We start from the raw sequence: 22,974 nt of genomic DNA on the forward strand, positions 1-22,974 counted from the left end.
GCCGGATTTCACCACGCTGCCCGTACCGCCGATATTGTTGGCGAAGTCACCGCCGGTATTCATCTCCAGCGTGGCGTTGTCGGTAACATCGCCGCTGCCCAGCGCATCAACGTTGCTGGCGACCAGCGTGCCGCCGCTGATGGTGGTGCCGCCGCGATAAGTATTGGTGCCGGAGAGTGTGAGCGTCTTATCGCCGGATTTCACCACGCTGCCCGTACCGCCGATATTGTTGGCGAAGTCACCGCCGGTATTCATCTCCAGCGTGGCGTTATCGGTGACGTCGCCGCTGCCCAATACATCAACGCGCCCGGCAATCAACGTACCGCCGCTGATAAGCGTGCCGCCGCTGTAGCTGTTGGCGCCGGAGAGCGTCAGCGCGCCGTCGCCGGATTTCACTACCTGGCCGCTGCCGCTGATGGCGTTGTCGAAGGTACCGCTGGCGTTCAGTTCCAGCGTGGCGTTGTCGGTGACGTCGCCGGTACCCAGCGCCTCAACGTTGGTGGCAATCAGCGTGCCGCCGCTGATGGTGGTGGTGCCGGTATAGGTGTTTTCCGCATTCAGGATCAGCGTGCCTGCGCCGGTTTTGGTAAGCGACTGGCCGTCCCAGTCGCTGGCGCTGTTGGCGTCAACGTCTTCCAGCACCGTGTTGACCGTAAAGCTGTCGTCGGCATCCGCCAGGTTGAAGATGCCGTGGGCGTCGATGGCGGCGTTGTAGCGATCGGCATACCACGTCAACGTCTCGACCAGATCATAGTGTGTGTCATTGACGTTTTTCTGCCCCACGACGGTAATGAACGCGTCCGGGTTCATGGCGCTGCCGTTGATAGTGATGCCGTCAAAATCGCCGCTAATGGCGTTGTCCGATTCGATAAGCGCCAGGGAGATCAGATCGTCGGTGCTGCGTATCGGCTCCTGGCTGGCGGGTGAGGCGACATGCAGCGTGCCGTCCAGATTAACGTTTTTTGCGCTGATGGCGGGGCCGTTGGTCGTCGTCAAATCGGCCGTCAGCGTGCTGCCGTCCTGCTGGGTCAGGGTATTGGCCTGTAGCGTGCTGCCCGCGCCGATTTCAACGGTGGCGCCGCTGTGGGTGGTGAGATCCGCGACGATAAAGGGATCGCTGGAGTTTGCCGCGTCCAGTTTGAGGTAAGCGCGGTTGTCGATATTGCCGCTGCCCAGCGCGCCGCCAGCGGTGGCGGTCAGCGTTCCCTCTGCAATGGTGGTGCCGCCGCTGTAGCTGTTGTTGTTACTGAGCGTCAGCTCGCCGCCGCCCTGTTTTATCACGTTGCCGCTGCCGCTGATGACGCTGCCGTAGGCGGCGACATCGTTGCGATTAAACGTCAGCGTGCCGTTGTCAACGATGTCGCCGTTGAACGCGCCCAGCGTGCCGCCGTTGCCAATCTGCAGCGTCGTGCCGCTATCGACGGTCGCGCCTTTGGCGGTCATCGCGCCGTTCAGTATCAGCGTGCCGGATTTTACCCAAAGCGCGCTGTTGGTCGTTCCCGAGAGGTTCATCGTCGCGCCCGACAGCGTCCAGTCGCCGCTGCTGGTCACGCTGTTCAGGCCGCTGATGCTGCTGCCCAGCGTACCCTCTCCGTCCAGAATCAGATTATTGTTGGCGCTGGCGCTGTTGTTGCCGTCGGTAATGCTGCCGGATATCTCCGTACCGGTATTGAGGGTGAGGGTGTTGTTCTTGCTACCGCTGTTGATGAGAATGGCGTTGGTTCCGCCGGTTATTTTCCCCTGACTGGTCAGGGTGTTGCCGGAGCCGTTGATGGTTACGCCATTGGTGTCGCCCAGGATTGCTCCCGCATTAGCGAGCGTATTGTTATTGCCGTTGAGCTGAACGGCGGTATTTGCCGTGATGGAGCCGCCCGCCAGGTTATTGAGCGTGTGGCCCGTGGTGACGTAGACGCCGAATACCGAGGAGTCCATCGTGCCGCTGTTGTTAATCGTGACAGCGCCGCCGTGGGCATAGACGCTCGCGTCCCCGGCGCCTTTACCCGTTGTGGTAATGGTGCCGGTGTTGGTGATAGTGCCGCTGGCGCCGCTATTGTACTGGATGCCGTAAGAGATACTGGAGCCGGTCGCCGTGATGCTGCCGCCATTGGTGACGTTGTTGGCGCCGCTGTTAATCAGAATGCCGTTGTCTTTGGCGACGATAGCGCTTCCGCTTTCGGTCGTGACCTGGTTATTGCCGCCAGCGATACTGATGCCGGTGCTGGTGGTGGTGATCTTACTTCCACTTTTGGCCGTTATCTGGTTGCCGCTGCCTTTACTGACGCGGATACCATTTTTGCCTGAAATTTCACCGCCTGAGGTGGTAACGATATTGTTATTGCCGCTGATAAGGAGGCCGTCGCTTACGCCGGTCATCTTCCCCTGGTTGGTGATGGTATTGCCGTTGCCATTAATCGCCACCGCCGTGTTGGCCGAGATTGCGCCCCCGGCCTGGTTATTGAGCGTATGGCCTTTGGAACGTGCCGAGTCGAGATAGACACCATAGACGCTGGAACTCATGGTTCCGCTGTTGTTGACGACGGTGCCGTCGCCGTTGCCGTGGACATAGACGCTGGCGTCTCCCGCGCCGCCGCCCGTGGTGGTAATGGAGCCGGTATTGGTGATAACGCCGCCGGAGGTACTTTCGCCATAATGGATGCCGTAAGTATTGGCGGTGCCATATGCGGAAATCGTGCCGTCATTGGTGACGAGGTTGCCGACGCCCGCTTTAAGTTCCATGGCGGCGGACTGGATGCCGACGAGGCTGCTGTTTCCCGCCGTGATTACCCCGCCGACGCGGTTGATCACTTCAAAATGCGCGCCGTGGTACAGCGCGACGGCAATAAAATCAGACTGCAAAAGGCCGCTATTATCAACAGAAACATAATCGCCCGCCGCGATATCATCAAAGGTATGGGCATAAATCGCCGCATCCTCAATCTCGCCTGAACCATCGCTGGCCGTGGTGATAATGGTGCCGGTATTGACAATCGTACCGTAAGCGCCGCCCCGAAGCTCGACGCCATAAGAGCGCCAGGAGCCGTCGGAGTTAATCATCCCGCCGTTGGTGATGTGGACCTCGCCGCTCTGGACGATCACCCCGGAAACGCCTTCCAACACACCGTTTTCGCTGCTGACATAACTGCCGCCGTTGAGCATATAAATGGCGGCATCTATTTCGGGAGCGCCGTAGTCGAGATTATGAACGTAGATTGCGCTGTTCTCGATCCGGCCATCGTTGATCACGCTGCCGCCGTTTTGAAGCATTATCGTTCCATCCTCGTTGGAACCGGTGATCGTCCCCTGGTTATGTACGCTGGTGGCGCCCGTTAACGAATCCAGGTTCATCGCCTGGCTGTCGGTCAGGCTGCTCCCCACGACAGCGCCGCTTTCAATCAGCAGATCCCAGTCGTTGCTGTTATCGCCGACGATGGCGGCGCTGGTCGCTATGTCGGTGGCGACGGTATTGCCCGTTTCCACGACGAACGGCGTAGCGCCTGACAGGGTGTAGGTGGTGGTCTGGGAGGGAATGGAAACTCGCGTTTCCTCTGCGACGGCGGGGGCAGCATCCATCGCCAGCAGAGTTACCGCGCACGAGGCGCTGACGCTGACGATAGCGCGGCTACCACTGCGCGCCAGTTCGGAGGTGACAATATACATGCCGCGGGCGGCGTTCCATATAATATTGTAGGTTTTGTTCACTTACTATGTCCTTATTTTCTTTTTGTCCTTTCTGTTTACCTCCGTGAAGCAGCACAAAACCCGGCTATATCGGAGTAACGTTTACGACATAATAAATCGGAATTTTTCATTTTATTAAATTTTATAAATGAACATTAGCATGACATGGTGTGTAAATAAATTTATTTAACGATTATATGCACTTAGAGGTTGCGGTAATAATTAGTAATTCTACCGTTTGGATTCATGTAAATTAAATAAATCAAAATAACATTACTGCGAATTATATTAACAAAGCTGACTGGCGTTGAATTTTATCGCTTTGATCTATTATTCAGGGGGAATATAGAGGAGGTGTGAATATAATAGCGCCTGGCGGCGCTGTCGGATGGCTGACAAAGGAGAATACAACGTTGATGCCGGATGGCGGCTACGCCTTATCCGGCATCTGGTTCTGTGTTCGTTGGAAAAGTGTTGGGTTTCGGCTACGCCTCACCCAACGAGTCTATGGTCTCTATGCGTCACAGGTTTTCATAAGTTGGATGCAATCCAACATTTAGAGGCTCCGGTGTTGGCCATCAGCCTCAACCGCCGATAAATCGGCGGTTATTGACATCATCAACGCGGCATTACATCAGCGGCATCGCCAGTTGCACAAGGCTAATCAGCGGCTGCGGCCAGACGCCCAGTACCAACACCAGCAACGCGGAGATCAGCACCACGATACCGCCTGCGCTGTACTGCCAGTTTGTCGGCGCGTCGCGTCCCGGTTGCTGCGGCGCGTGCAGGTAGAGACTCACCGCAACGCGCAGGTAGTAGTACAAACCAATCGCGGAACCCACTACCACGGCGGCGACCAGCCACCACAAGCTGGCCTGAACGCCGACCGCCAGCACGTAGAATTTGCCGATAAAGCCCAGCGTCATCGGGATACCTGCCAGCGACAGCATCATCACCGTCATCACCGCGGCAAGAACCGGGCGGTGCCAGAACAGACCACGGTAAGAGTACAGGGAATCGGCATCCGGGCCGCGGAACGGGCTGGACATCAGGCTGACCACGCCAAACGCGCCGAGGCTGCTGAACAGATAACCGGCCAGGTAAACGCCAACCGCTTCCATCGACATCTCGCCGCTCTGCAGGGCAATCAGCGCCACCAGCAGATAGCCGAGGTGAGAGATAGAAGAGTAACCGAGCAGACGTTTGATGTTGGTCTGGCTCAGCGCCATCAGGTTACCAAAGATGATAGAGGCAAAGGCGATAATGCCCAGCACCACGCGTACCGCTTCGCTGTCGCCTACCGGCGCATAGAGGAACAGACGCATCACCACGCCGAAGATAGCAATTTTGCTCGCCGTCGCCAGGAAGGTGGAAACCGGCGCAGGCGCGCCCTGGTAAACGTCTGGCGTCCACAGGTGGAACGGCACCAGAGAGAGTTTAAAGCCCAGACCGACAATCATCAGGCCAAAGCCCGCCAGCAGCAACGGCTCGTGCAGCATACCATCGCCGAGGCTCTTACCGAGCGCTTCGAAAGACAGGTTGCCGGACTGCGCATAGACCAGCGCCATCCCGAACAGCAGGAAAGACGAGGCGGCGGCGGAGAGGATGGTGTATTTGATACTGGCTTCCAGCGAGCGTTTCTGGCGGAAAGCATAACCAATCAGGCCGAACAGCGGCAGCGAGATCAGTTCAATACCGAGGAACAGCGCCGCCAGATGGTTGGCGTTCGCCAGCAGAATTCCGCCCAGGCTGGCGATTAACACCAGCAGGTAGAACTCTTCCTGGTTATCGTTATAGCCTTCCAGCCACGGGTAGGCAAAGGTACAGGTGGCGAGGCTCGCCAGCAGCACCAGCCCGGTGTAGAGCATCGCAAAGCCGTCAACGCGCATCAGCGGCGTGACGTCCATTGCCCCGGCCTGGCCGACAAACCAAAGCGAAACCAGAGCAGCGTTAAGCCCAATGACCGACAGCGTGGCATTGAGGAAGTGATTGCGTCGCCACGCAATGGAGAGCATCACAACCACCACCGTCAAGCCGACGATCAGCAGCGGTAGCAGCGCAATCAGGTGTTGTGGAGTTATTGTCATGGCGATTTACGGCCTTGTAGTAGTAACGGAATTAACAAACCACTGCTGGATGTTGCTCATCGCAGAATGCGAGGTATCCAGAATCGGCTGCGGATAGAAGCCAAGCAGTACCAGAAGCACCACCAGCAACAGAATGATAAACAGCTCGCGCAGCGACATCCCTGGCAGTTCCTGGCTGGCAATCTGGCTCTTCGCTTTACCGAAGTAAGCGCGATGCAGCATCGCCAGCGAGTATACAGAGGCGAATACCAGCCCAAAGGTGGAGATCACGGTAATCATCGGCACCACCTGGTAGCTGCCGAACAGAATCATAAATTCGCCAACGAAGTTACCGGTGCCCGGCATCCCGAGCGTCGCCACCGCAAAGAACATAGACAGCGCAGGCAACCATTTCATTTTGCCCCACAGGCCGCCCATCATACGCATGTCACGCGTATGCAGACGTTCGTACAACTGGCCACACAGAATGAACAGACCGGCTGCGGACAAACCGTGCGCAATCATCTGAATCACCGCGCCCTGGTACGCCAGCTGACTGCCGGTGTAGATAGCGATCAGCACGAAGCCCATGTGGGAAACGGAGGTATAAGCAATCAGACGCTTGATGTCGTATTGGGTAAAGGCCATCCACGCGCCGTAGAAAATGCCGATAACGCCAAGCCACATAGCGATCGGCGCAAACTCCGCCGACGCGTTCGGGAACAATGGCAGGGAGAAACGCAGCAGACCGTAAGCGGCGGTTTTCAGCAAGATACCGGCCAGGTCGACAGAACCGGCGGTCGGCGCCTGGGAGTGCGCATCCGGCAGCCAGCCATGCAGCGGCACCACCGGCATTTTCACCGCGAAGGCGATGAAGAAGCCCAGCATCAGCAGATATTCCACACCGTGGGACATCGGCGTGTTCAGCAGCTCTTCATAATTGAAAGTCCACACGCCGGTCGCGTTGTAGTGCACAAAGACCAGCGCCAGGATGGCAATCAACATCACCAGACCACTCGCCTGGGTGTAGATGAAGAACTTGGTCGCCGCCGTGATACGCGTTTTCCCGTCAGAAGCTTTGTGGCCCCACAGCGCTATCAGGAAGTACATCGGCACCAGCATCATTTCCCAGAAGAAGAAGAACAGGAACATGTCGATGGCCAGGAACACGCCGATAACGCCGCCTAAGATCCACATCAGGTTCAGGTGGAAGAAGCCCTGATATTTTTCGATTTCTCGCCAGGAGCAAAGCACCGCCAGAACGCCGAGCAGGCCGGTCAGCACCACCATTAGCAGCGACAGTCCGTCGAGCGCCAGATGGATAGAGATGCCAAAACGCGGGATCCACGGCAGGACAAATTCAGATTGCCACTGCGGAATACCGGCGGATTGCGTCAGTGAGTAGCCGCCCTGCAACCACAATTGCAGACCGAGCGCCAGCGTCAGCCCCATGGTAATCAGCGCTATCCAGCGCGGCACCTTCACGCCAAAGCGTTCGGTCTGCCAGCACAGAAAGCCGCCGATAAAGGGAATCAATATTAGCCAGGGTAGTAACATGGCGATTTTTATTCCTTTTTAAGGCCTCTGACAGAGGCCTGATTTTCAACGAATTTGGATAAAATTCACTTTACGATCAACGCAGTACCATCAACAGCGCCAGCACCACAACCGCGCCGATGCTCATGGATGCCACATACCAGCGCAAATAACCGTTCTCGCTTAGTACCAGGCCTTTGCCTGCAAAACGGGAAAGGATAGCCGGAATGTTCATCAACGCATTAAGCGGGTCGCGCTTCAGCAGCCAGGCGATACCGAGGAATGGCTTGACGAATACTTTGTCGTACAGCCAGTCAAAGCCCCAGGCGTTATACCACCAGGTCCCCAGCAGACGGCCCGGCGCGCTGTTGGCGATCGACGTCACCAGCGTGCGTTTACCCAGCCACAGCCATGCGGCAATCAGGATGCCGGCAATCGCCACTACGCCAGAGGTAATTTCCAGCGTCATGACGCGACCATGCGCCAGTTCAGTTGTCTGCGGCAGCACCCCCTGCAATGGCGGTACAATCAGCGCGCCAACAAAGGTAGACAGGATCATCAGGACAATCAGCGGCAGATGATGGGTAATCCCCTTCCCTGCATGAGCATGAATTTGTTCTTTCCCGTGGAATACGATGAAAATCATCCGGAAGGTGTACAGCGAGGTCATGAACGCGCCGACCAGACCCGCCACCATCAGATTGATATGACCGTTCGCCATCGCGCCAGCCAGGATCTCATCCTTACTGAAGAAGCCCGCAGTGACCAGCGGCAGCGCCGACAGCGCCGCGCCCCCCACCAGGAAGCAGGCATACACCAGTGGAATCGACTTACGCAGACCGCCCATCTTAAAGATGTTCTGTTCGTGATGGCAGGCCAGAATTACCGAGCCGGAGGCCAGGAACAGCAGCGCTTTAAAGAAGGCGTGCGTCATCAGATGGAAAATCGCCGCATCCCACGCCTGCACGCCAAGCGCCAGGAACATGTAGCCAATCTGGCTCATGGTGGAATAGGCCAGCACGCGTTTGATGTCGGTCTGCACCAGCGCGGCGAAACCCGCCATGACCAGCGTAATCGCCCCGATAATGCCCACCAGATGCAGAATTTCCGGGGTCATCAGGAACAGACCATGGGTACGAGCGATCAGGTAGACACCGGCAGTCACCATGGTAGCGGCGTGGATCAGCGCGGAGACCGGCGTCGGACCGGCCATCGCGTCGGCAAGCCAGGTCTGCAACGGTAGCTGCGCAGATTTACCGACCGCGCCGCCCAGCAGCATCAGCGTCGCCCACATCAGCATGTTGTTGCCGTCAGCAAAGTGCGCTGGCGCCAGCTCGACCATTTCGCGGAAGTTCAGCGTGCCCAGTTCGTTGTAGAGGATGAACAGCGCGAAGGCGAGGAATACGTCACCGACACGGGTCACCACGAAGGCTTTCATTGCCGCCGCGCCATTCTTCGGATCGCTGTAATAGAAGCCGATCAACAGATAAGAGCACAGGCCCACGCCTTCCCAGCCGAGGTACATCAACAGCAGGTTATCGGACAGCACCAGAACAACCATGCTGGCGATAAACAGGTTGGTATAAGCGAAGAAGCGGGAGTAACCCTCTTCTCCACGCATGTACCAGGACGCGAACATGTGGATCAGGAAGCCGACGCCGGTGACCACAGAGAGCATGGTCAGCGACAGGCCGTCCAGCACCAGGTTAAAACCGATGTTGAAGTTACCGACCGACATCCACGTCCACAGCGGCTGGCTGAACGCCTGTTTGCCGTTGGCGAAGAAATCCATCCCGACAAACGCTGTCACCAACGCCGCCAGACCAACGGAGCCCACGCCAATGGTCGCGGAGAGATTTTCCGACCAGCGTCCGCGAGAGAACGCCAGCAAGACAAAGCCAATCAATGGCAGAATAATGGTTAAGGCAAGCATGTTCATCCACGCATCTCACTTACTGAATCGATGTTCAGGTTCTGGCGACGGCGATGGAGTTGCAGCAACAGCGCAAGTCCAATACTCGCTTCCGCAGCCGCAAGGCTGATGGCGAGAATGTACATCACCTGACCATCGGTCTGGCCCCAGTAGCTCCCGGCGACCACAAAGGCCAGCGCGGAGGCGTTAATCATGATTTCCAGCCCGATCAGCATAAACAGCAGATTGCGGCGGATAACCAGACCGGTTAAACCCAGGACGAATAAAATCGCAGCGAGGATCAGTCCATGTGTTAAGGGGATCATGCGCGCTCCTCCGTTTTTCTTTTCGCGCGGTCATCGGCGCGGTTGCTTAGCACTTCACCCGCACGCTCTTCACGACCGACGTGGAACGCCACCACCAGGCCTGCCAGCAGCAGCATCGACGCCAGTTCGACCGCCAGAACATAAGGCCCGAACAGCGTGATGCCCACCGCTTTCGCGCTAATCGGCGTGCCGTCGATGCCCTGGTCGTTAACGCCCAGAATGGCGTACACAATGACCGCCAGCATAATGGCCGACAAAACCGCCGGACCAATCCACACCTGCGGCTTCAGCCACTGGCGTTCCTGTTCGATTTCGCTGCCGCCGAGGTTGAGCATCATCACCACGAACACAAACAGCACCATGATGGCGCCTGCGTAGACGATAATTTCCAGCGCACCGGCAAAATAAGCGCCCAGCGAAAAGAACACCCCGGAAATCGCCAGTAGCGATATCACCAGATACAACAGCGCGTGTACCGGATTGGTATGGGTGATCACTCGCAGGGTCGCGAGGATGGCTATCAGGCCACAGATATAAAAAGCGAATTCCATTGCCCTCTCCTTACGGTAACAGGCTCTTGACGTCGATAGGCTTGGCTTCGTTCTCTGCTTCGCCTTTATCTTTGCCGTCGATTGCCATACCCGCCATCCGGTAGAAGTTATATTCCGGGTATTTGCCCGGACCGGAAATCAGCAGATCCTCTTTTTCGTACACCAGATCCTGACGTTTGTATTCGCCCAGTTCGAAGTCCGGGGTCAACTGAATCGCCGTGGTCGGGCACGCTTCTTCGCACAGGCCGCAGAAGATGCAGCGTGAGAAGTTAATGCGGAAAAATTCCGGATACCAGCGGCCATCTTTGGTCTCCGCTTTTTGCAGAGAGATACAGCCTACCGGACAGGCTACCGCACACAGGTTACAGGCAACGCAGCGCTCTTCACCGTCCGGGTCGCGCGTGAGCACGATACGGCCACGGTAACGGGGCGGTAAATAGACCGGCTCTTCCGGATACATCCGCGTTTCGCGTTTGGCGAACGCATGCAGGCCGATCATCCAGATACTGCGTACCTGAGTGCCGAAACCTACTAATAATTCTTTTAAGGTCATGGTCTTTGTGTCCCTTATTGCGCCTGCCACAGAATGACAGCCGCCGTTACCAGCAAGTTGATGAGCGTCAGCGGCAGGCAAACTTTCCAGCCGAAGGACATTACCTGGTCATAACGCGGACGCGGTAACGACGCACGAATCAAAATGAACATCATCATGAAGAACGCGGTTTTCAGCGCGAACCAGACGAATGGCGGTAAGAACGGGCCATGCCAGCCACCGAAGAACAGCGTTACCATCAGCGCGGAAACGGTGACGATGCCGATGTACTCCCCCACGAAGAACAGACCGAATTTCATACCGGAATATTCGATGTGGTAACCGTCCGCCAGTTCCTGCTCGGCTTCCGGCTGGTCAAACGGGTGACGGTGACAGACCGCTACGCCCGCGATGGCGAAAGTAACAAACCCAAAGAATTGCGGAATCACGTTCCACAGATGCGCCTGGTTATTGACGATATCGGTCATATTAAATGAACCGGCCTGCGCCACCACGCCCATCAGGGAAAGACCAAGGAACACTTCGTAGCTCACCGTCTGGGCAGACGCGCGCATCGCGCCCAGCAGCGAGTATTTGTTGTTGCTCGACCAACCGGCGAACAGCACCGCGTAAACCGCCAGACCGGCCATCATCAGGAAGAACAAAATCCCGATGTTTAAATCGGCCACCACCCAATTAGGGCTAACCGGCACAATGGCGAAGGAGAGCAGCAGCGAAGTAAACGCGATCATCGGCGCCAGGGTAAAGATGACGCGATCCGAGAATTTCGGGATCCAGTCTTCTTTAAAGAACATCTTGATCATGTCCGCGACCAGCTGGAGCGAGCCGCCCCAGCCAACGCGGTTTGGTCCATAACGGTTCTGGAACAGACCCAGCAGACGACGTTCGCCGAAGCTCATGAAGGCCCCGCAGGTGACGACCACCAGCAGAATCACCACCGCTTTGAGAATGCTCAGCAGGATCTCAATCAGATCCGGTGTAATCCAACTCATTGTTGCGCCTCCCGCAGATCTTCAAGACGCGCGCCAGCCAGAACCGGCGCGATGCCAGGCATACCCATCGGCAGCCCTACCTGCCCTGCCGCTAACCCTTCAGAGATTTCAACCGGCAGCGTCACCGTATTGCCATCGTAGCTAAAGGAGACGCGCGTCCCGGCATTGACGCCCAACTTCGCGGCATCCGCCGGGTTAAGTTTGATATACGGCTGCGGCATACGGCTCTGGAAGACCGGAGAACGCTGAGACAATTCGTCGCTGCCAAACAGGTGGTAATACGGCGCAATACGCCACTGACCGTCCTGCGCCTGGAAGCTTGCCGGCACGGTAGTGAAATAATCCAGACCGCCCTCAGTCGCTTCAATCAAACGCACGCCCGGATCGCCGTGACGCAGTTTGCCGCCCACTTCATCCTGGAATTTGTTCCACGCCTGCGGGGAGTTCCAGCCCGGCGCCCAGGCGAACGGAATTTCAGATCGCGGGGCAGTCGGTTGGTTATTCCCTTCCATCGAGAAGGCGAACATGGTGTCTTTATCCTGCGGCTGACGTGGTTCATGCACGCTGATATTGGCGCGCATCGCCGTACGACCGCTGTAACGATGCGGTTCGCGCGCCAGCTTCTGCCCACGAATGCGGAAGGTCGCATCCGGCGCGGCGTCTTTAATGCCGGCAAATTGCGGCATGGCGGCAATGACCGCGTCGATCACATGGTCAAGCTGTGTCCAGTCCACTTCGCGGTTTTCGACGGTGCTGTGCAGCGAATGCAGCCAGCGCCAGCTTTCCAGCATAATCGTCTTGTTATCGTAGTAGGCCGGATCATAAACCTGGAAGAAGCGCTGCGCGCGGCCTTCGTTGTTGATGACCGTACCATCGCTTTCGGCGAAGCTTGCCGCGGAAAGCACCAGATGCGCGTTTTCCATAATCGCCGTGCGCTGATGGTCAACCACCATCACCAGCGGCGCTTTGGCGAGCGCGGCGTTCACGCGCGTAGCGCTTGCATGACGGTGGAGATCGTTTTCCAGCACCACCACCGCGTCCGCGCTGCCGGTTTCCAGCTCGCCCAACGCATCATCAAGCGAACCGCCGCCCATCATACCCAGCCCCATGCTGTTCACGGAGCGGGCAATCATAGTAATACCGACGTCGGCGCCACGGCCTTTCAGCGCTTTCGCCACGTTGGCGGCCGCCTGAATCACCTCACTGCTACCGGCGTTAGTGCCGGAGATAATCAGCGGTTTTTTCGCGCCGGCCAACGCCTGCACAATGACATCAATTTTGTTTTGCAAGTCGCTGTCGATACCGTCAACCGCAGGCGCTGTATTGTCCAGCGCATGGGCAATCGCAAAGCCCAGGCGCGCCTGATCTTCCACCGGCGCGCGATAGGTCCAGGCGGCGATATCATCCAGACGGGTGTCGTCCACGTTGGTCACGAACAGCGGATGTTTGGCACGCTGGCCGATGTTAAGGATGGCCGCAATCTGCCAGTCGGCCACTTTCTGCGCCGCCGCCATTTCACGCGCTTTACCTTTCACCGCCTGGCGTACCGCCAGCGCAACGCGCGCGCCGGTCTGGGTAACGTCTTCGCCCAATACCAGTACCGCGTCATAAGATTCGATTTCCCGCAGCGCCGGGGTGTAAATTCCGCCTTCACGCAGCACTTTCAGCGCCAGTTGCAGACGTTCCTGCTCGCCGCGCGCGATACCGGTGTAGAAGTTTTCCGCACCAACCAGCTCACGCAGCGCAAAGTTGCTCTCAATGCTGGCGCGTGGCGAACCGATACCGATCACTTTCTTCGACTGGCGCAGAATATCCGCCGCGCCCTGCATCGCCTGCTCGGCGTTGAGAGTAATAAAGTCATCGCCACGGCTCTGAACTGGCTGACGCGGACGGTCTTTCAGGTTCACATAGCCATAGCCGAAACGACCGCGGTCGCAGAGGAAGTAGTGGTTAACGGTACCGTTATAACGGTTTTCGATACGGCGTAATTCGCCATAGCGCTCGCCCGGGCTGATGTTACAGCCGATGGAACACTGCTGGCAGATGCTCGGCGCAAACTGCATGTCCCATTTACGGTTGTAACGCTCGGAGTGCGTTTTATCGGTGAAGACGCCGGTCGGGCAAATCTCGACCAGGTTACCGGAGAATTCGCTTTCCAGCGTACCGTCTTCCGGACGCCCGAAGTAGACGTTGTCATGCGCGCCATAGACGCCCAGATCGGTGCCGTCGGCATAATCTTTGTAGTAACGCACACAACGGTAGCAGGCGATGCAGCGGTTCATTTCGTGAGAGATGAACGGCCCCAGATCCTGGTTGCGGTGGGTACGTTTGGTGAAACGGTAGCGACGGAAACTGTGACCCGTCATCACGGTCATATCCTGAAGATGGCAGTTACCGCCCTCTTCACAGACCGGACAGTCGTGCGGGTGGTTAGTCATCAGCCACTCCACCACGCTTTCACGGAACTGTTTCGCTTCTTCATCGTCAATAGAGATAAAGGTACCGTCGGTGGCTGGCGTCATACAGGACATCACCAGGCGACCACGCGTATCTTCCGCGTTTTGGTATTGCTTCACCGCACACTGGCGGCAAGCACCGACGCTTCCCAGCGCCGGGTGCCAGCAAAAATACGGAATATCAAGGCCGAGGGACAGACATGCCTGTAGCAGGTTGTCCGCGCCGTTGACCTCGTATTCTTTGCCGTCTACATGAATCGTAGCCATTAGCATGCTTCCAAATTAAAAATCGTTAACTCACCAGCGCTCTTTGAGCAGGTTCGGCTGAATACCATTGATTAAATGGGTATTGCTGAACGGCTGCTTGATGCCAGCTTCGAATTCTTCGCGGAAATACTTAATTGCGCTTTGCAGTGGCTCAACCGCGCCCGGCGCATGCGCGCAGAAGGTTTTACCCGGTCCGAGGAAACGACACAGTTGCTCAAGTGTCTCGATATCCCCCGGCTGGCCTTCGCCACGCTCCAGCGCGCGCAGAATTTTCACGCTCCACGGCAACCCGTCGCGGCATGGCGTACACCAGCCGCAGGATTCGCGGGCAAAGAACTCTTCCAGGTTACGCACCAGCGACACCATGCCGATTTCGTGGTCTACCGCCATCGCCAGCGCGGTGCCCAGACGGCTGCCTGCTTTACCGATGCTTTCGAACTCCATCGGCAGGTCAAGATGCGCCTCGGTCAGGAAGTCGGTTCCCGCCCCGCCCGGCTGCCAGGCTTTGAATTTCAGGCCATCGCGCATACCGCCCGCGTAGTCTTCGAGGATCTCGCGCGCGGTGGTGCCGAACGGTAATTCCCACAGACCCGGATTCTTCACGCGGCCCGAGAAGCCCATCAGCTTAGTACCCGCATCTTTGCTCTTCGAGATGTTCTGGTACCACTCCACGCCGTTGGCGAGGATTGCCGGGACGTTGCACAACGTTTCGACGTTATTCACACAGGTCGGCTTGCCCCATACGCCGGAGGTCGCCGGGAAGGGCGGCTTGGAACGCGGGTTCGCACGGCGGCCTTCGAGGGAGTTAATCAGCGCCGTTTCTTCACCACAGATGTAACGCCCTGCTCCGGTGTGGACAAACAGTTCAAAGTCGAACCCGGTGCCCATGATATTTTTGCCAAGCAGCCCGGCCTCGGTTGCTTCAGCAATCGCACGGCGCAGATGTACAGCCGCTTCGATATATTCGCCGCGCAGGAAGATGTAACCACGATACGCTTTCAGCGCGAACGCGGAGATCAGCATGCCTTCCACCAGCAGGTGCGGCAGCTGTTCCATCAGCAGACGGTCTTTATAGGTGCCCGGTTCCATTTCATCGGCGTTACACAGCAGGTAACGGATGTTCATGGATTCATCTTTCGGCATCAGGCTCCACTTCAGACCGGTGGAAAAGCCCGCGCCGCCGCGCCCTTTCAGACCGGCGTCTTTTACCTGGCTGACGATTTCATCCGGAGACAGGCCGGTCAGCGCCTTACGCGCGCCTTCGTAGCCGTTTTTGCTACGATATTCATCCAGCCAGACCGGCTGTTTGTCATCGCGCAGACGCCAGGTCAGCGGATGGGTTTCGGGAGTACGGATAACGTTTTTCATTTATACCGCTCCAGTAGTTCAGGAATGGCTTCCGGGGTCAGATGGCTGTGAGTATCCTCATCAATCATCATGTTCGGCCCTTTATCGCAATTCCCCAGGCAGCAGGTCGGCAGCAGCGTAAAGCGACCATCAAAGGTCGTCTGCCCCGGTTTGATGTTGAGATTTTTTTCCAGCGCGGCCTGAATCCCCTGATAGCCGGTGATATGGCACACCACGCTGTCGCAGTAGCGAATCACGTGGCGACCGACCGGCTGACGGAAGATCTGGCTGTAGAATGTGGCGACGCCTTCGACGTCGCTCGCCGGAATACCCAGCACATCGGCAATAGCGTAGATCGCGCCGTCCGGCACCCAGCCACGCTGCTTTTGAACGATTTTCAGCGCTTCAATGGACGCCGCACGCGGGTCTTCGTAGTGGTGCTTCTCGTGCTCTATCGCTTCACGCTCTGCCGCACTCAGCTCAAAAGCCTCGGTTTGTGGTTGTTGATTCTCGTGCATAATTAGCGGTCCACATCTGACATAACAAAATCGATACTACCCAGATAGACAATCAGGTCGGAGACCAGGCTACCGCGGATCGCCGAGGGAATCTGCTGCAGGTGCGCAAAGCTCGGCGTGCGCACGCGGGTACGGTAGCTCATAGTGCTGCCGTCGCTGGTCAGGTAGTAACTGTTAATCCCCTTCGTCGCTTCCACCATCTGGAAGGACTCCTGCGCCGGCATCACCGGGCCCCAGGAGACCTGCAGGAAGTGGGTGATCAGGGTTTCGATATGTTGCAGCGTGCGCTCTTTCGGCGGCGGCGTGGTCAGCGGGTGATCCGCTTTGAACGGGCCTTCCGGCATGTTATCGAGGCACTGCTGAAGAATGCGCAGACTCTGGCGCAGCTCTTCCACTTTCAGCATCACGCGGGTATAGCAGTCGGAAACACCGCCGCCCACCGGCACTTCAAAGTCAAAGTTTTCGTAGCCAGAGTATGGACGCCATTTACGCACGTCGAAGTCGATCCCGGTCGCGCGCAGCCCTGCGCCAGTGGTGCCCCACTCCAGCGCCTCTTTCGCGCCGTAAGCGGCAACGCCCTGCGAACGCCCTTTCAGAATGGTGTTACGCAGCGCGGCTTTCTCGTAAGAATCCAGACGCTTCGGCATCCACTCAAGGAACTCTCGCAGCAGGCGATCCCAACCGCGCGGCAAGTCGTGCGCGACGCCGCCGATACGGAACCAGGCCGGGTGCATACGGAAACCGGTAATGGCTTCCACCAGGTCATAAATTTTCTGCCGGTCGGTAAAGGCAAAGAAGACCGGCGTCATCGCGCCGACGTCCTGAATAAAGGTCGAGATGTACAGCAGATGACTGTTAATGCGGAACAGTTCAGAGAGCATCACGCGGATGACGTTCACACGATCCGGGACGGTGATCCCTGCCAACTTTTCTACCGCCAGCACGTACGGCATTTCATTGACGCAACCACCGAGGTATTCGATACGGTCGGTATAGGGAATGTAGCTATGCCAGGACTGGCGCTCGCCCATTTTTTCGGCGCCGCGATGGTGATAGCCGATATCCGGCACGCAGTCGACGATTTCTTCGCCGTCAAGTTGCAGGATAATACGGAACGCACCGTGCGCAGATGGGTGGTTCGGGCCGAGGTTGAGGAACATAAAGTCCTCGTTGTCAGTCCCGCGCTTCATCCCCCAGTCTTCCGGCTTAAAGGTCAGCGCTTCCATCTCCAGATCCTGCTTGGCTTTGGTCAGCTCAAACGGGTCGAATTCGGTCGCGCGCGCCGGATAATCTTTACGCAGCGGATGGCCTTCCCAGGTTTGCGGCATCATGATGCGCGTCAGGTGCGGGTGGCCTTCGATATCAATACCAAACATCTCCCAGGTCTCACGCTCGTACCAGTTGGCGTTAGGGAAAAGTTTAGTGAAGGTCGGCACGCGCAGGTCGTTTTCAGACAACGCCACCTTGAGCATGATATCGCGATTACGCTCAATGGAAATCAGGTGGTAGAAAACGGAAAAATCCGCGGCGGGTAACCCGTCACGGTGCGTACGCAGGCGTTCATCCATGCCGTGTAAGTCAAACAGCATGACGTAAGGTTTCGGCAGTTTCTTTAAGAAATCGCCAACCTCCAGTAGTTGTTCACGCTTGACCCAAACAACGGGGATACCGGTGCGGGTCGCCTGAACGGTAAAGGCATCCGGCCCAAAACGGTTGCGCAGTTCGCCGATAACCGGATCATCAAGGTGATCTCGGGTACTCCATGCGGCGTCTTGCGCGGTTAAGTCGGTCATATTGTTCACCATTGCAAATGGTCCGTGGTGGTCGGCAGTGCTTCGCGCTATTAAAATAGTGGTTAGCGAAGTGAAGTGCTGCTGCCGACAGGCGCAAATTAAATCTCGTCCGGGGTACGCAGGTTCGTGACGGCAATACGCTCGCCGCGTTTACGTTCGCGTTCTGGCTGCATATTGGCGCGATACACGCCCTGATCGCCCACCACCCATGAGAGCGGACGGCGCTCTTTGCCAATCGATTCTTGCAGCAGCATCAACGCCTGCATATACGCTTCCGGACGCGGCGGACAGCCAGGGATATACACATCCACCGGGATGAACTTATCAACGCCCTGCACTACCGAATAAATATCGTACATGCCGCCGGAGTTGGCGCAGGCGCCCATAGAAATGACCCATTTTGGCTCCAGCATTTGGTCATACAGACGCTGAATAACCGGGGCCATTTTGGTAAAGCAGGTACCGGCCACCACCATCAGGTCAGCCTGACGTGGCGACGCACGCAGCACTTCCGCGCCGAAACGGGCAACGTCATGCACTGCGGTAAAAGAGGTCACCATCTCTACATAGCAGCAAGAAAGGCCGAAGTTGTAGGGCCAAATTGAGTTTTTACGGCCCCAGTTAACCATGTCATGCAGTTTGCCCATGAACACGTTTTTGTTAACTTCCTGCTCCAGGGGGTCGGTTACGATCTCCTGTTTTTGCAGGGGGTAACGGTCATTCTCACCGTTAGGATCTATGCGGGTGAGCGTATAATCCATCTTAATGCCTCGCGGTTAGCGTTGACGATTAGCGATACTGTTCGTTTCCGGGTTCATACGCTCGCGGCGTGAACGCGCGGGCGTCCAGTCCAACGCGCCAATACGCGCCAGATAAACCAGACCAGCCAGTAACACAAAAATAAAAATTGCAGCTTCCACAAAGCCAACCCAGCCGCTTTCGCGGATAGAAGTTGACCATGCGAACAGATACAGCGCTTCAACGTCGAAGATAACGAAGAACATGGCTACCAGGTAAAACTTGGCAGACAGGCGTAAGCGGGCGGTGCCGACCGAGTCGATACCTGATTCAAACGGAACGTTCTTGTGCCTCGCGCGTGCGCGACCGCCCAAAAACCAACCGCCTACCAGCATCAGGCAGCACAGGCCAATGGCAACGATAAGAAAGATAGCGAATGCCCAGTGATGAGCGATGACTTCAGTGGATGTTGACATACTCATTGCTTACTCATCAAAAGTAGCGCCAGTTCCTCTGCTCTTTACGGCAGATGGACGCCACATCGATTCATGGGGAGGAATAAAAAAAACCCTACAATTACTGTAGAAAATGATAAAAACAGCTAATTGATGTGGTTTTTTACTCCTTTCTATAACCTTTTGTCAACTTTAACAAAAGTTCCTTCACATTAATTTACATCAATTCATCATCATTAACATTAAGTGCCATCCTGGAGAAAATGACTCTTCGACCAGGGGGGATTTTATGTTGTTGAATCGTGTCCGTTGTGAAGCAAAAGAAATAACACACACCTATTTTGACAGGAATTTGTGAAGATGCCTCCCCCTAAATGGGAGTATTTTCTTGATCTGTGACACGCTTTTGTTAATTCACCCCCTAAAACAGCAACAATTTCTCTAGTTTTTTAACATGCAAATTCATAAAATGGATGTTCTGGTTGTTTTTTACCCACATTGAACTGCAAATCGCTACTGGCTGATTTACCGCAACTTTTACAATTTGTGCGGTTAAGCGCGTACAGATGGGCACAAAAAAAGAGCCACTGAGCGTTTTTTCATCGCCAGCGGCTCTTTTTTACATTTACGACTTAGCGCCTTTTGCCTGCGAGCTACTCAAAACCCCCTTCCACCATCAGCGGATCATCTCCGCCCTCTGCAGAAAACTGGTTGTAATGCCATGGGTTTTGATAGCTTTCCATCGCTTGGAAAATCACCATCGCCAGCTCGTTCTGGCTATTGGGATCGCGGCACAACAGATATTCCGTATCCGGCAAAGGCGGTAATCCGTCTGCGGCGCCCAGCACGCGAAGGTCGGGACTCATCATTTCGACAGGTCGAGCCGTTACGCCAAGACCGGCTTTAACGGCCGCGCGTACCGCCGGTAATGTAGACGCCACATAGGCCAGCCGCCAGGGAATACCCGCTGCATTTAGCGTCTCCAGCACCATATCGCGGAATGGGCTGGGATCGTCCAGCAGGACTAGTGGTACGGGCTCTCCCCTTTGCAAAACATACTCAGCCGCACAATACCAATGGGTGGGCGAGGTCCGCAAATTCAGACAGTCCAGCGAATGAGGTTGGTTAGTCGTCACCACCAAATCTACTTCCTGCGATTTAACCATGTCCACCATATAGGCGTTGCGTTTTACCCGTACATCAAGCGCGAGTTTCGGATAAACCGAGCTGATTCGGCTAAGCAAAAAAGGCAGGATAGTATCAGCTGATTCATCAGAAGCGCCGATTGTTAACACTCCCTGAAGATTACTGAACATTAATGATGAACACGCCTCATCATTAAAACGCAGGATTTTTCTGGCGTACCCCAGAAGCTGGATACCGTGTTCGGTCAAAAGTTTGTTACGACCATGGCGGGCGAACAATTCCTTTCCCACGAGTTGCTCAAGACGCTGCATTTGCTGACTGACCGCAGACTGAGTACGACATACCGCCGCCGCCGCCGCCGCGAAGGTGTTCAGATCGGCAACGGCCACGAACGTTCTCAGCAGATCGAGATCGAGGTTAATTATCGGACGATTTGCATTTATCATAATTTTTCACTTACTGGCGGGTCATATCGGGCTGACCTGGTTAATGCTGTGCATTCAGAAACAAGCAATTCCATTTGTAATGTGCATCCTTCGCAGTACCGCCTGGTTACCCAGGTAAATGTTAGAATGTAATTGAAAATACGACCAAAACACTTCTCTTACTTACTGATATAATACCAAATGCAACTGATCGGGATATATCAAAGAGAATGTGTCATACCTTTAGGCGTCTACAGATTTCTGCTAATGATGGACGTGTAAATCTTGTAACAGCGTCAAATAGTTTACCGAGACGCACAGATACAAAAACAATATATTGAACAATAGGTTATGTATAAAATCGCGTCATGATAATTAGCAGACAACGCAGACTACGCCCCCGTTTCGGATCATTATCTTAACCTAAAACCGCTATATTTATAAGTATTATTACGAATAATCTTAACCTGGGATATGTTATACTAATCGGACCAGAAAGATATTATTACGACTTTAGTAAATGCTTTTTAAATATTAAATAATAATTAATTAAGATTTCTACCATTCATTAATTATACTTAACAATAGTTTCACACCCCCCGCCGCCGGAAAGGTCTAACCTTCTCATTTTACCTTTAATACTCGGTATTTCCGAAATAGCCGACGCGACACTAATGATGAATGCTTATCTCTCATAAAACAGATAATTTCTGACAACATAAAAAACCACATTATCAGCAATCACACAGAACAAAACACTATACATACAAACAAAAATAGAAAATACATCTAAACAAATGATTTTATGAAGTTTTAAACAGCACGAAAGCGCGTTAAAAATAAACAAAATCTTCTTCTGTTCACTCTTCAAAACTCACCGTCGTGGGAGTACATTGTTTCGTGCTGACTTCCACGGCAGGGAGTGGCAATAACAGCTAAAAGGTCAAGATTCATGTCCCCCATTGAAAAATCCAGCAAACTCGAAAATGTCTGTTATGACATTCGTGGCCCCGTTCTGAAAGAAGCGAAACGCCTTGAGGAAGAAGGTAATAAAGTTCTTAAACTGAATATCGGCAACCCCGCCCCCTTCGGATTCGAAGCGCCGGACGAAATTCTGGTCGATGTCATTCGTAATTTGCCGACGGCGCAAGGATATTGCGACTCGAAAGGGCTTTATTCCGCCCGTAAGGCGATTATGCAGCATTATCAGGCCCGTGGAATGCGCGATGTAACCGTGGAAGATATCTATATCGGTAACGGCGTTTCCGAGCTGATCGTTCAGGCGATGCAGGCGTTGCTTAACAGTGGCGATGAAATGCTGGTTCCCGCGCCCGATTATCCGTTATGGACAGCGGCGGTATCGCTCTCCAGCGGCAAGGCGGTACATTATCTTTGCGATGAATCTTCCGACTGGTTCCCGGACCTTGACGATATCCGCGCCAAAATCACCCCACGTACGCGTGGTATTGTCATTATTAATCCAAACAACCCTACTGGCGCCGTCTATTCTAAAGAATTGTTGATGGAAATTGTCAACATTGCGCGCGAGCATAATCTCATCATCTTCGCCGATGAAATTTATGACAAGATTCTCTATGACGATGCCGAGCATCACTCTATCGCCGCACTGGCGCCTGATCTGCTGACCATCACCTTTAATGGGTTGTCTAAAACCTATCGCGTCGCCGGCTTCCGCCAGGGCTGGATGGTGCTGAACGGGCCGAAAAAACATGCGAAGGGCTATATTGAAGGGCTGGAGATGTTAGCCTCAATGCGCCTGTGCGCCAACGTCCCGGCGCAACATGCTATTCAGACCGCGCTCGGCGGCTATCAAAGCATTAGTGAATTTATTCTGCCGGGCGGTCGACTGTATGAACAGCGTAACCGCGCCTGGGAGTTGATTAACGATATTCCCGGCGTTTCCTGCGTAAAACCGCGCGGCGCGTTGTACATGTTCCCCAGGATCGACGCTAAACGTTTTAATATTCACGACGACCAGAAGATGGTGCTGGACTTCCTGCTACAGGAAAAGGTGCTGCTGGTGCAAGGTACCGCCTTTAACTGGCCGTGGCCGGATCACTTCCGCATTGTGACGCTACCGCGTGAAGATGACCTGGAGATGGCCATCAACCGTTTTGGGCGTTTCCTCTCAGGTTACCATCAATAATCTTAAATTCAGGCTACTTCGGTAGCCTGAATTGCATCTTCATCCCCC

17 protein-coding genes are annotated in these 22,974 nt (G+C 55.2%); 1 reads left to right on the forward strand and 16 read right to left on the reverse strand.

Annotated features, from left to right (window positions below):
- The 16 genes from ACLJQD_RS15765 to lrhA form a co-directional block, all read right to left on the reverse strand.
- Positions 1-3,699 (reverse strand): autotransporter-associated beta strand repeat-containing protein (locus ACLJQD_RS15765; RefSeq protein WP_176169108.1); only part of this gene is annotated, 3,699 nt, incomplete at its 3' end.
- 608 nt (positions 3,700-4,307) lie between these two features.
- Positions 4,308-5,765 (reverse strand): NADH-quinone oxidoreductase subunit NuoN, encoded by a 1,458-nt coding sequence (gene nuoN / locus ACLJQD_RS15770; RefSeq protein WP_000156667.1) that lies wholly within the window; start codon positions 5,763-5,765, stop codon positions 4,308-4,310.
- Between the two features lie 6 nt (positions 5,766-5,771).
- A complete protein-coding gene (gene nuoM / locus ACLJQD_RS15775) occupies positions 5,772-7,301 on the reverse strand; it encodes an NADH-quinone oxidoreductase subunit M (RefSeq protein WP_000926428.1) in 1,530 nt (509 codons plus the stop codon).
- Between the two features lie 76 nt (positions 7,302-7,377).
- A complete protein-coding gene (gene nuoL / locus ACLJQD_RS15780; protein WP_001056582.1) occupies positions 7,378-9,219 on the reverse strand; it encodes an NADH-quinone oxidoreductase subunit L in 1,842 nt (613 codons plus the stop codon).
- Positions 9,216-9,518: an NADH-quinone oxidoreductase subunit NuoK gene (gene nuoK / locus ACLJQD_RS15785; RefSeq protein ID WP_000612687.1), complete on the reverse strand. Its 303-nt coding sequence runs from the start codon at positions 9,516-9,518 to the stop codon at positions 9,216-9,218. Before nuoK ends, nuoL begins: the two co-directional genes overlap by 4 nt.
- A complete protein-coding gene (gene nuoJ, locus ACLJQD_RS15790; RefSeq protein WP_000393522.1) occupies positions 9,515-10,069 on the reverse strand; it encodes an NADH-quinone oxidoreductase subunit J in 555 nt (184 codons plus the stop codon). The genes nuoK and nuoJ overlap by 4 nt, the downstream gene beginning before the upstream one ends.
- Positions 10,070-10,079: 10 nt before the next feature.
- Positions 10,080-10,622 carry an NADH-quinone oxidoreductase subunit NuoI gene (nuoI, locus tag ACLJQD_RS15795; RefSeq protein ID WP_000172747.1) on the reverse strand — a complete coding sequence of 181 codons (543 nt, stop codon included), beginning with the start codon at positions 10,620-10,622 and terminating at the stop codon, positions 10,080-10,082.
- Between the two features lie 14 nt (positions 10,623-10,636).
- A complete protein-coding gene (gene nuoH, locus ACLJQD_RS15800) occupies positions 10,637-11,614 on the reverse strand; it encodes an NADH-quinone oxidoreductase subunit NuoH (RefSeq protein WP_000118515.1) in 978 nt (325 codons plus the stop codon).
- Complete coding sequence (gene nuoG / locus ACLJQD_RS15805; RefSeq protein ID WP_017441457.1) at positions 11,611-14,337, reverse strand: NADH-quinone oxidoreductase subunit NuoG; 2,727 nt, start codon at positions 14,335-14,337, stop codon at positions 11,611-11,613. The genes nuoH and nuoG overlap by 4 nt, the downstream gene beginning before the upstream one ends.
- A 30-nt stretch (positions 14,338-14,367) precedes the next feature.
- Complete coding sequence (gene nuoF, locus ACLJQD_RS15810) at positions 14,368-15,705, reverse strand: NADH-quinone oxidoreductase subunit NuoF (RefSeq protein WP_000800048.1); 1,338 nt, start codon at positions 15,703-15,705, stop codon at positions 14,368-14,370.
- Entirely contained in the window at positions 15,702-16,202 is a 501-nt protein-coding gene (gene nuoE, locus ACLJQD_RS15815) for an NADH-quinone oxidoreductase subunit NuoE (RefSeq protein ID WP_000545038.1), read from the reverse strand. Before nuoE ends, nuoF begins: the two co-directional genes overlap by 4 nt.
- A 2-nt stretch (positions 16,203-16,204) precedes the next feature.
- The gene (gene nuoC / locus ACLJQD_RS15820; protein ID WP_000247855.1) at positions 16,205-18,007 is read right to left on the reverse strand and encodes an NADH-quinone oxidoreductase subunit C/D; all 1,803 of its coding nucleotides are present in this window, start codon (positions 18,005-18,007) and stop codon (positions 16,205-16,207) included.
- 86 nt (positions 18,008-18,093) lie between these two features.
- Complete coding sequence (gene nuoB, locus ACLJQD_RS15825) at positions 18,094-18,756, reverse strand: NADH-quinone oxidoreductase subunit NuoB (RefSeq protein ID WP_000386728.1); 663 nt, start codon at positions 18,754-18,756, stop codon at positions 18,094-18,096.
- Between the two features lie 15 nt (positions 18,757-18,771).
- The gene (nuoA, locus tag ACLJQD_RS15830) at positions 18,772-19,215 is read right to left on the reverse strand and encodes an NADH-quinone oxidoreductase subunit NuoA (protein ID WP_000062993.1); all 444 of its coding nucleotides are present in this window, start codon (positions 19,213-19,215) and stop codon (positions 18,772-18,774) included.
- Positions 19,216-19,609: 394 nt separating this feature from the next.
- Positions 19,610-19,762, reverse strand: coding sequence for a hypothetical protein (locus ACLJQD_RS15835; protein ID WP_001598667.1), 153 nt, complete (start codon positions 19,760-19,762; stop codon positions 19,610-19,612).
- Positions 19,763-19,841: 79 nt separating this feature from the next.
- Entirely contained in the window at positions 19,842-20,780 is a 939-nt protein-coding gene (gene lrhA, locus ACLJQD_RS15840) for a transcriptional regulator LrhA (protein WP_017441456.1), read from the reverse strand.
- Positions 20,781-21,711: 931 nt separating this feature from the next.
- Here lrhA and alaA point away from each other — a divergent pair.
- Complete coding sequence (gene alaA, locus ACLJQD_RS15845) at positions 21,712-22,926, forward strand: alanine transaminase AlaA (RefSeq protein WP_000074540.1); 1,215 nt, start codon at positions 21,712-21,714, stop codon at positions 22,924-22,926.
- Positions 22,927-22,974 lie beyond the last annotated feature (48 nt).

The organism is Salmonella sp. SAL04214 (assembly GCF_046550615.1).
Classification (GTDB): domain Bacteria; phylum Pseudomonadota; class Gammaproteobacteria; order Enterobacterales; family Enterobacteriaceae; genus Salmonella; species Salmonella enterica.

Excerpts from the sequence above, each read along its gene's own strand:
- nuoG (WP_017441457.1), bottom strand. The coding sequence starts at position 14,337 with ATGGCTACGATTCATGTAGACGGCAAAGAATACGAGGTCAACGGCGCG.
- nuoE (WP_000545038.1), bottom strand. The coding sequence starts at position 16,202 with ATGCACGAGAATCAACAACCACAAACCGAGGCTTTTGAGCTGAGTGCG.
- lrhA (WP_017441456.1), bottom strand. The coding sequence starts at position 20,780 with ATGATAAATGCAAATCGTCCGATAATTAACCTCGATCTCGATCTGCTG.
- nuoA (WP_000062993.1), bottom strand. The coding sequence starts at position 19,215 with ATGAGTATGTCAACATCCACTGAAGTCATCGCTCATCACTGGGCATTC.
- alaA (WP_000074540.1), top strand. The coding sequence starts at position 21,712 with ATGTCCCCCATTGAAAAATCCAGCAAACTCGAAAATGTCTGTTATGAC.
- nuoN (WP_000156667.1), bottom strand. The coding sequence starts at position 5,765 with ATGACAATAACTCCACAACACCTGATTGCGCTGCTACCGCTGCTGATC.
- nuoL (WP_001056582.1), bottom strand. The coding sequence starts at position 9,219 with ATGAACATGCTTGCCTTAACCATTATTCTGCCATTGATTGGCTTTGTC.
- nuoH (WP_000118515.1), bottom strand. The coding sequence starts at position 11,614 with ATGAGTTGGATTACACCGGATCTGATTGAGATCCTGCTGAGCATTCTC.
- nuoJ (WP_000393522.1), bottom strand. The coding sequence starts at position 10,069 with ATGGAATTCGCTTTTTATATCTGTGGCCTGATAGCCATCCTCGCGACC.
- nuoI (WP_000172747.1), bottom strand. The coding sequence starts at position 10,622 with ATGACCTTAAAAGAATTATTAGTAGGTTTCGGCACTCAGGTACGCAGT.
- nuoC (WP_000247855.1), bottom strand. The coding sequence starts at position 18,007 with ATGGTGAACAATATGACCGACTTAACCGCGCAAGACGCCGCATGGAGT.
- nuoB (WP_000386728.1), bottom strand. The coding sequence starts at position 18,756 with ATGGATTATACGCTCACCCGCATAGATCCTAACGGTGAGAATGACCGT.
- nuoM (WP_000926428.1), bottom strand. The coding sequence starts at position 7,301 with ATGTTACTACCCTGGCTAATATTGATTCCCTTTATCGGCGGCTTTCTG.
- nuoF (WP_000800048.1), bottom strand. The coding sequence starts at position 15,705 with ATGAAAAACGTTATCCGTACTCCCGAAACCCATCCGCTGACCTGGCGT.
- nuoK (WP_000612687.1), bottom strand. The coding sequence starts at position 9,518 with ATGATCCCCTTAACACATGGACTGATCCTCGCTGCGATTTTATTCGTC.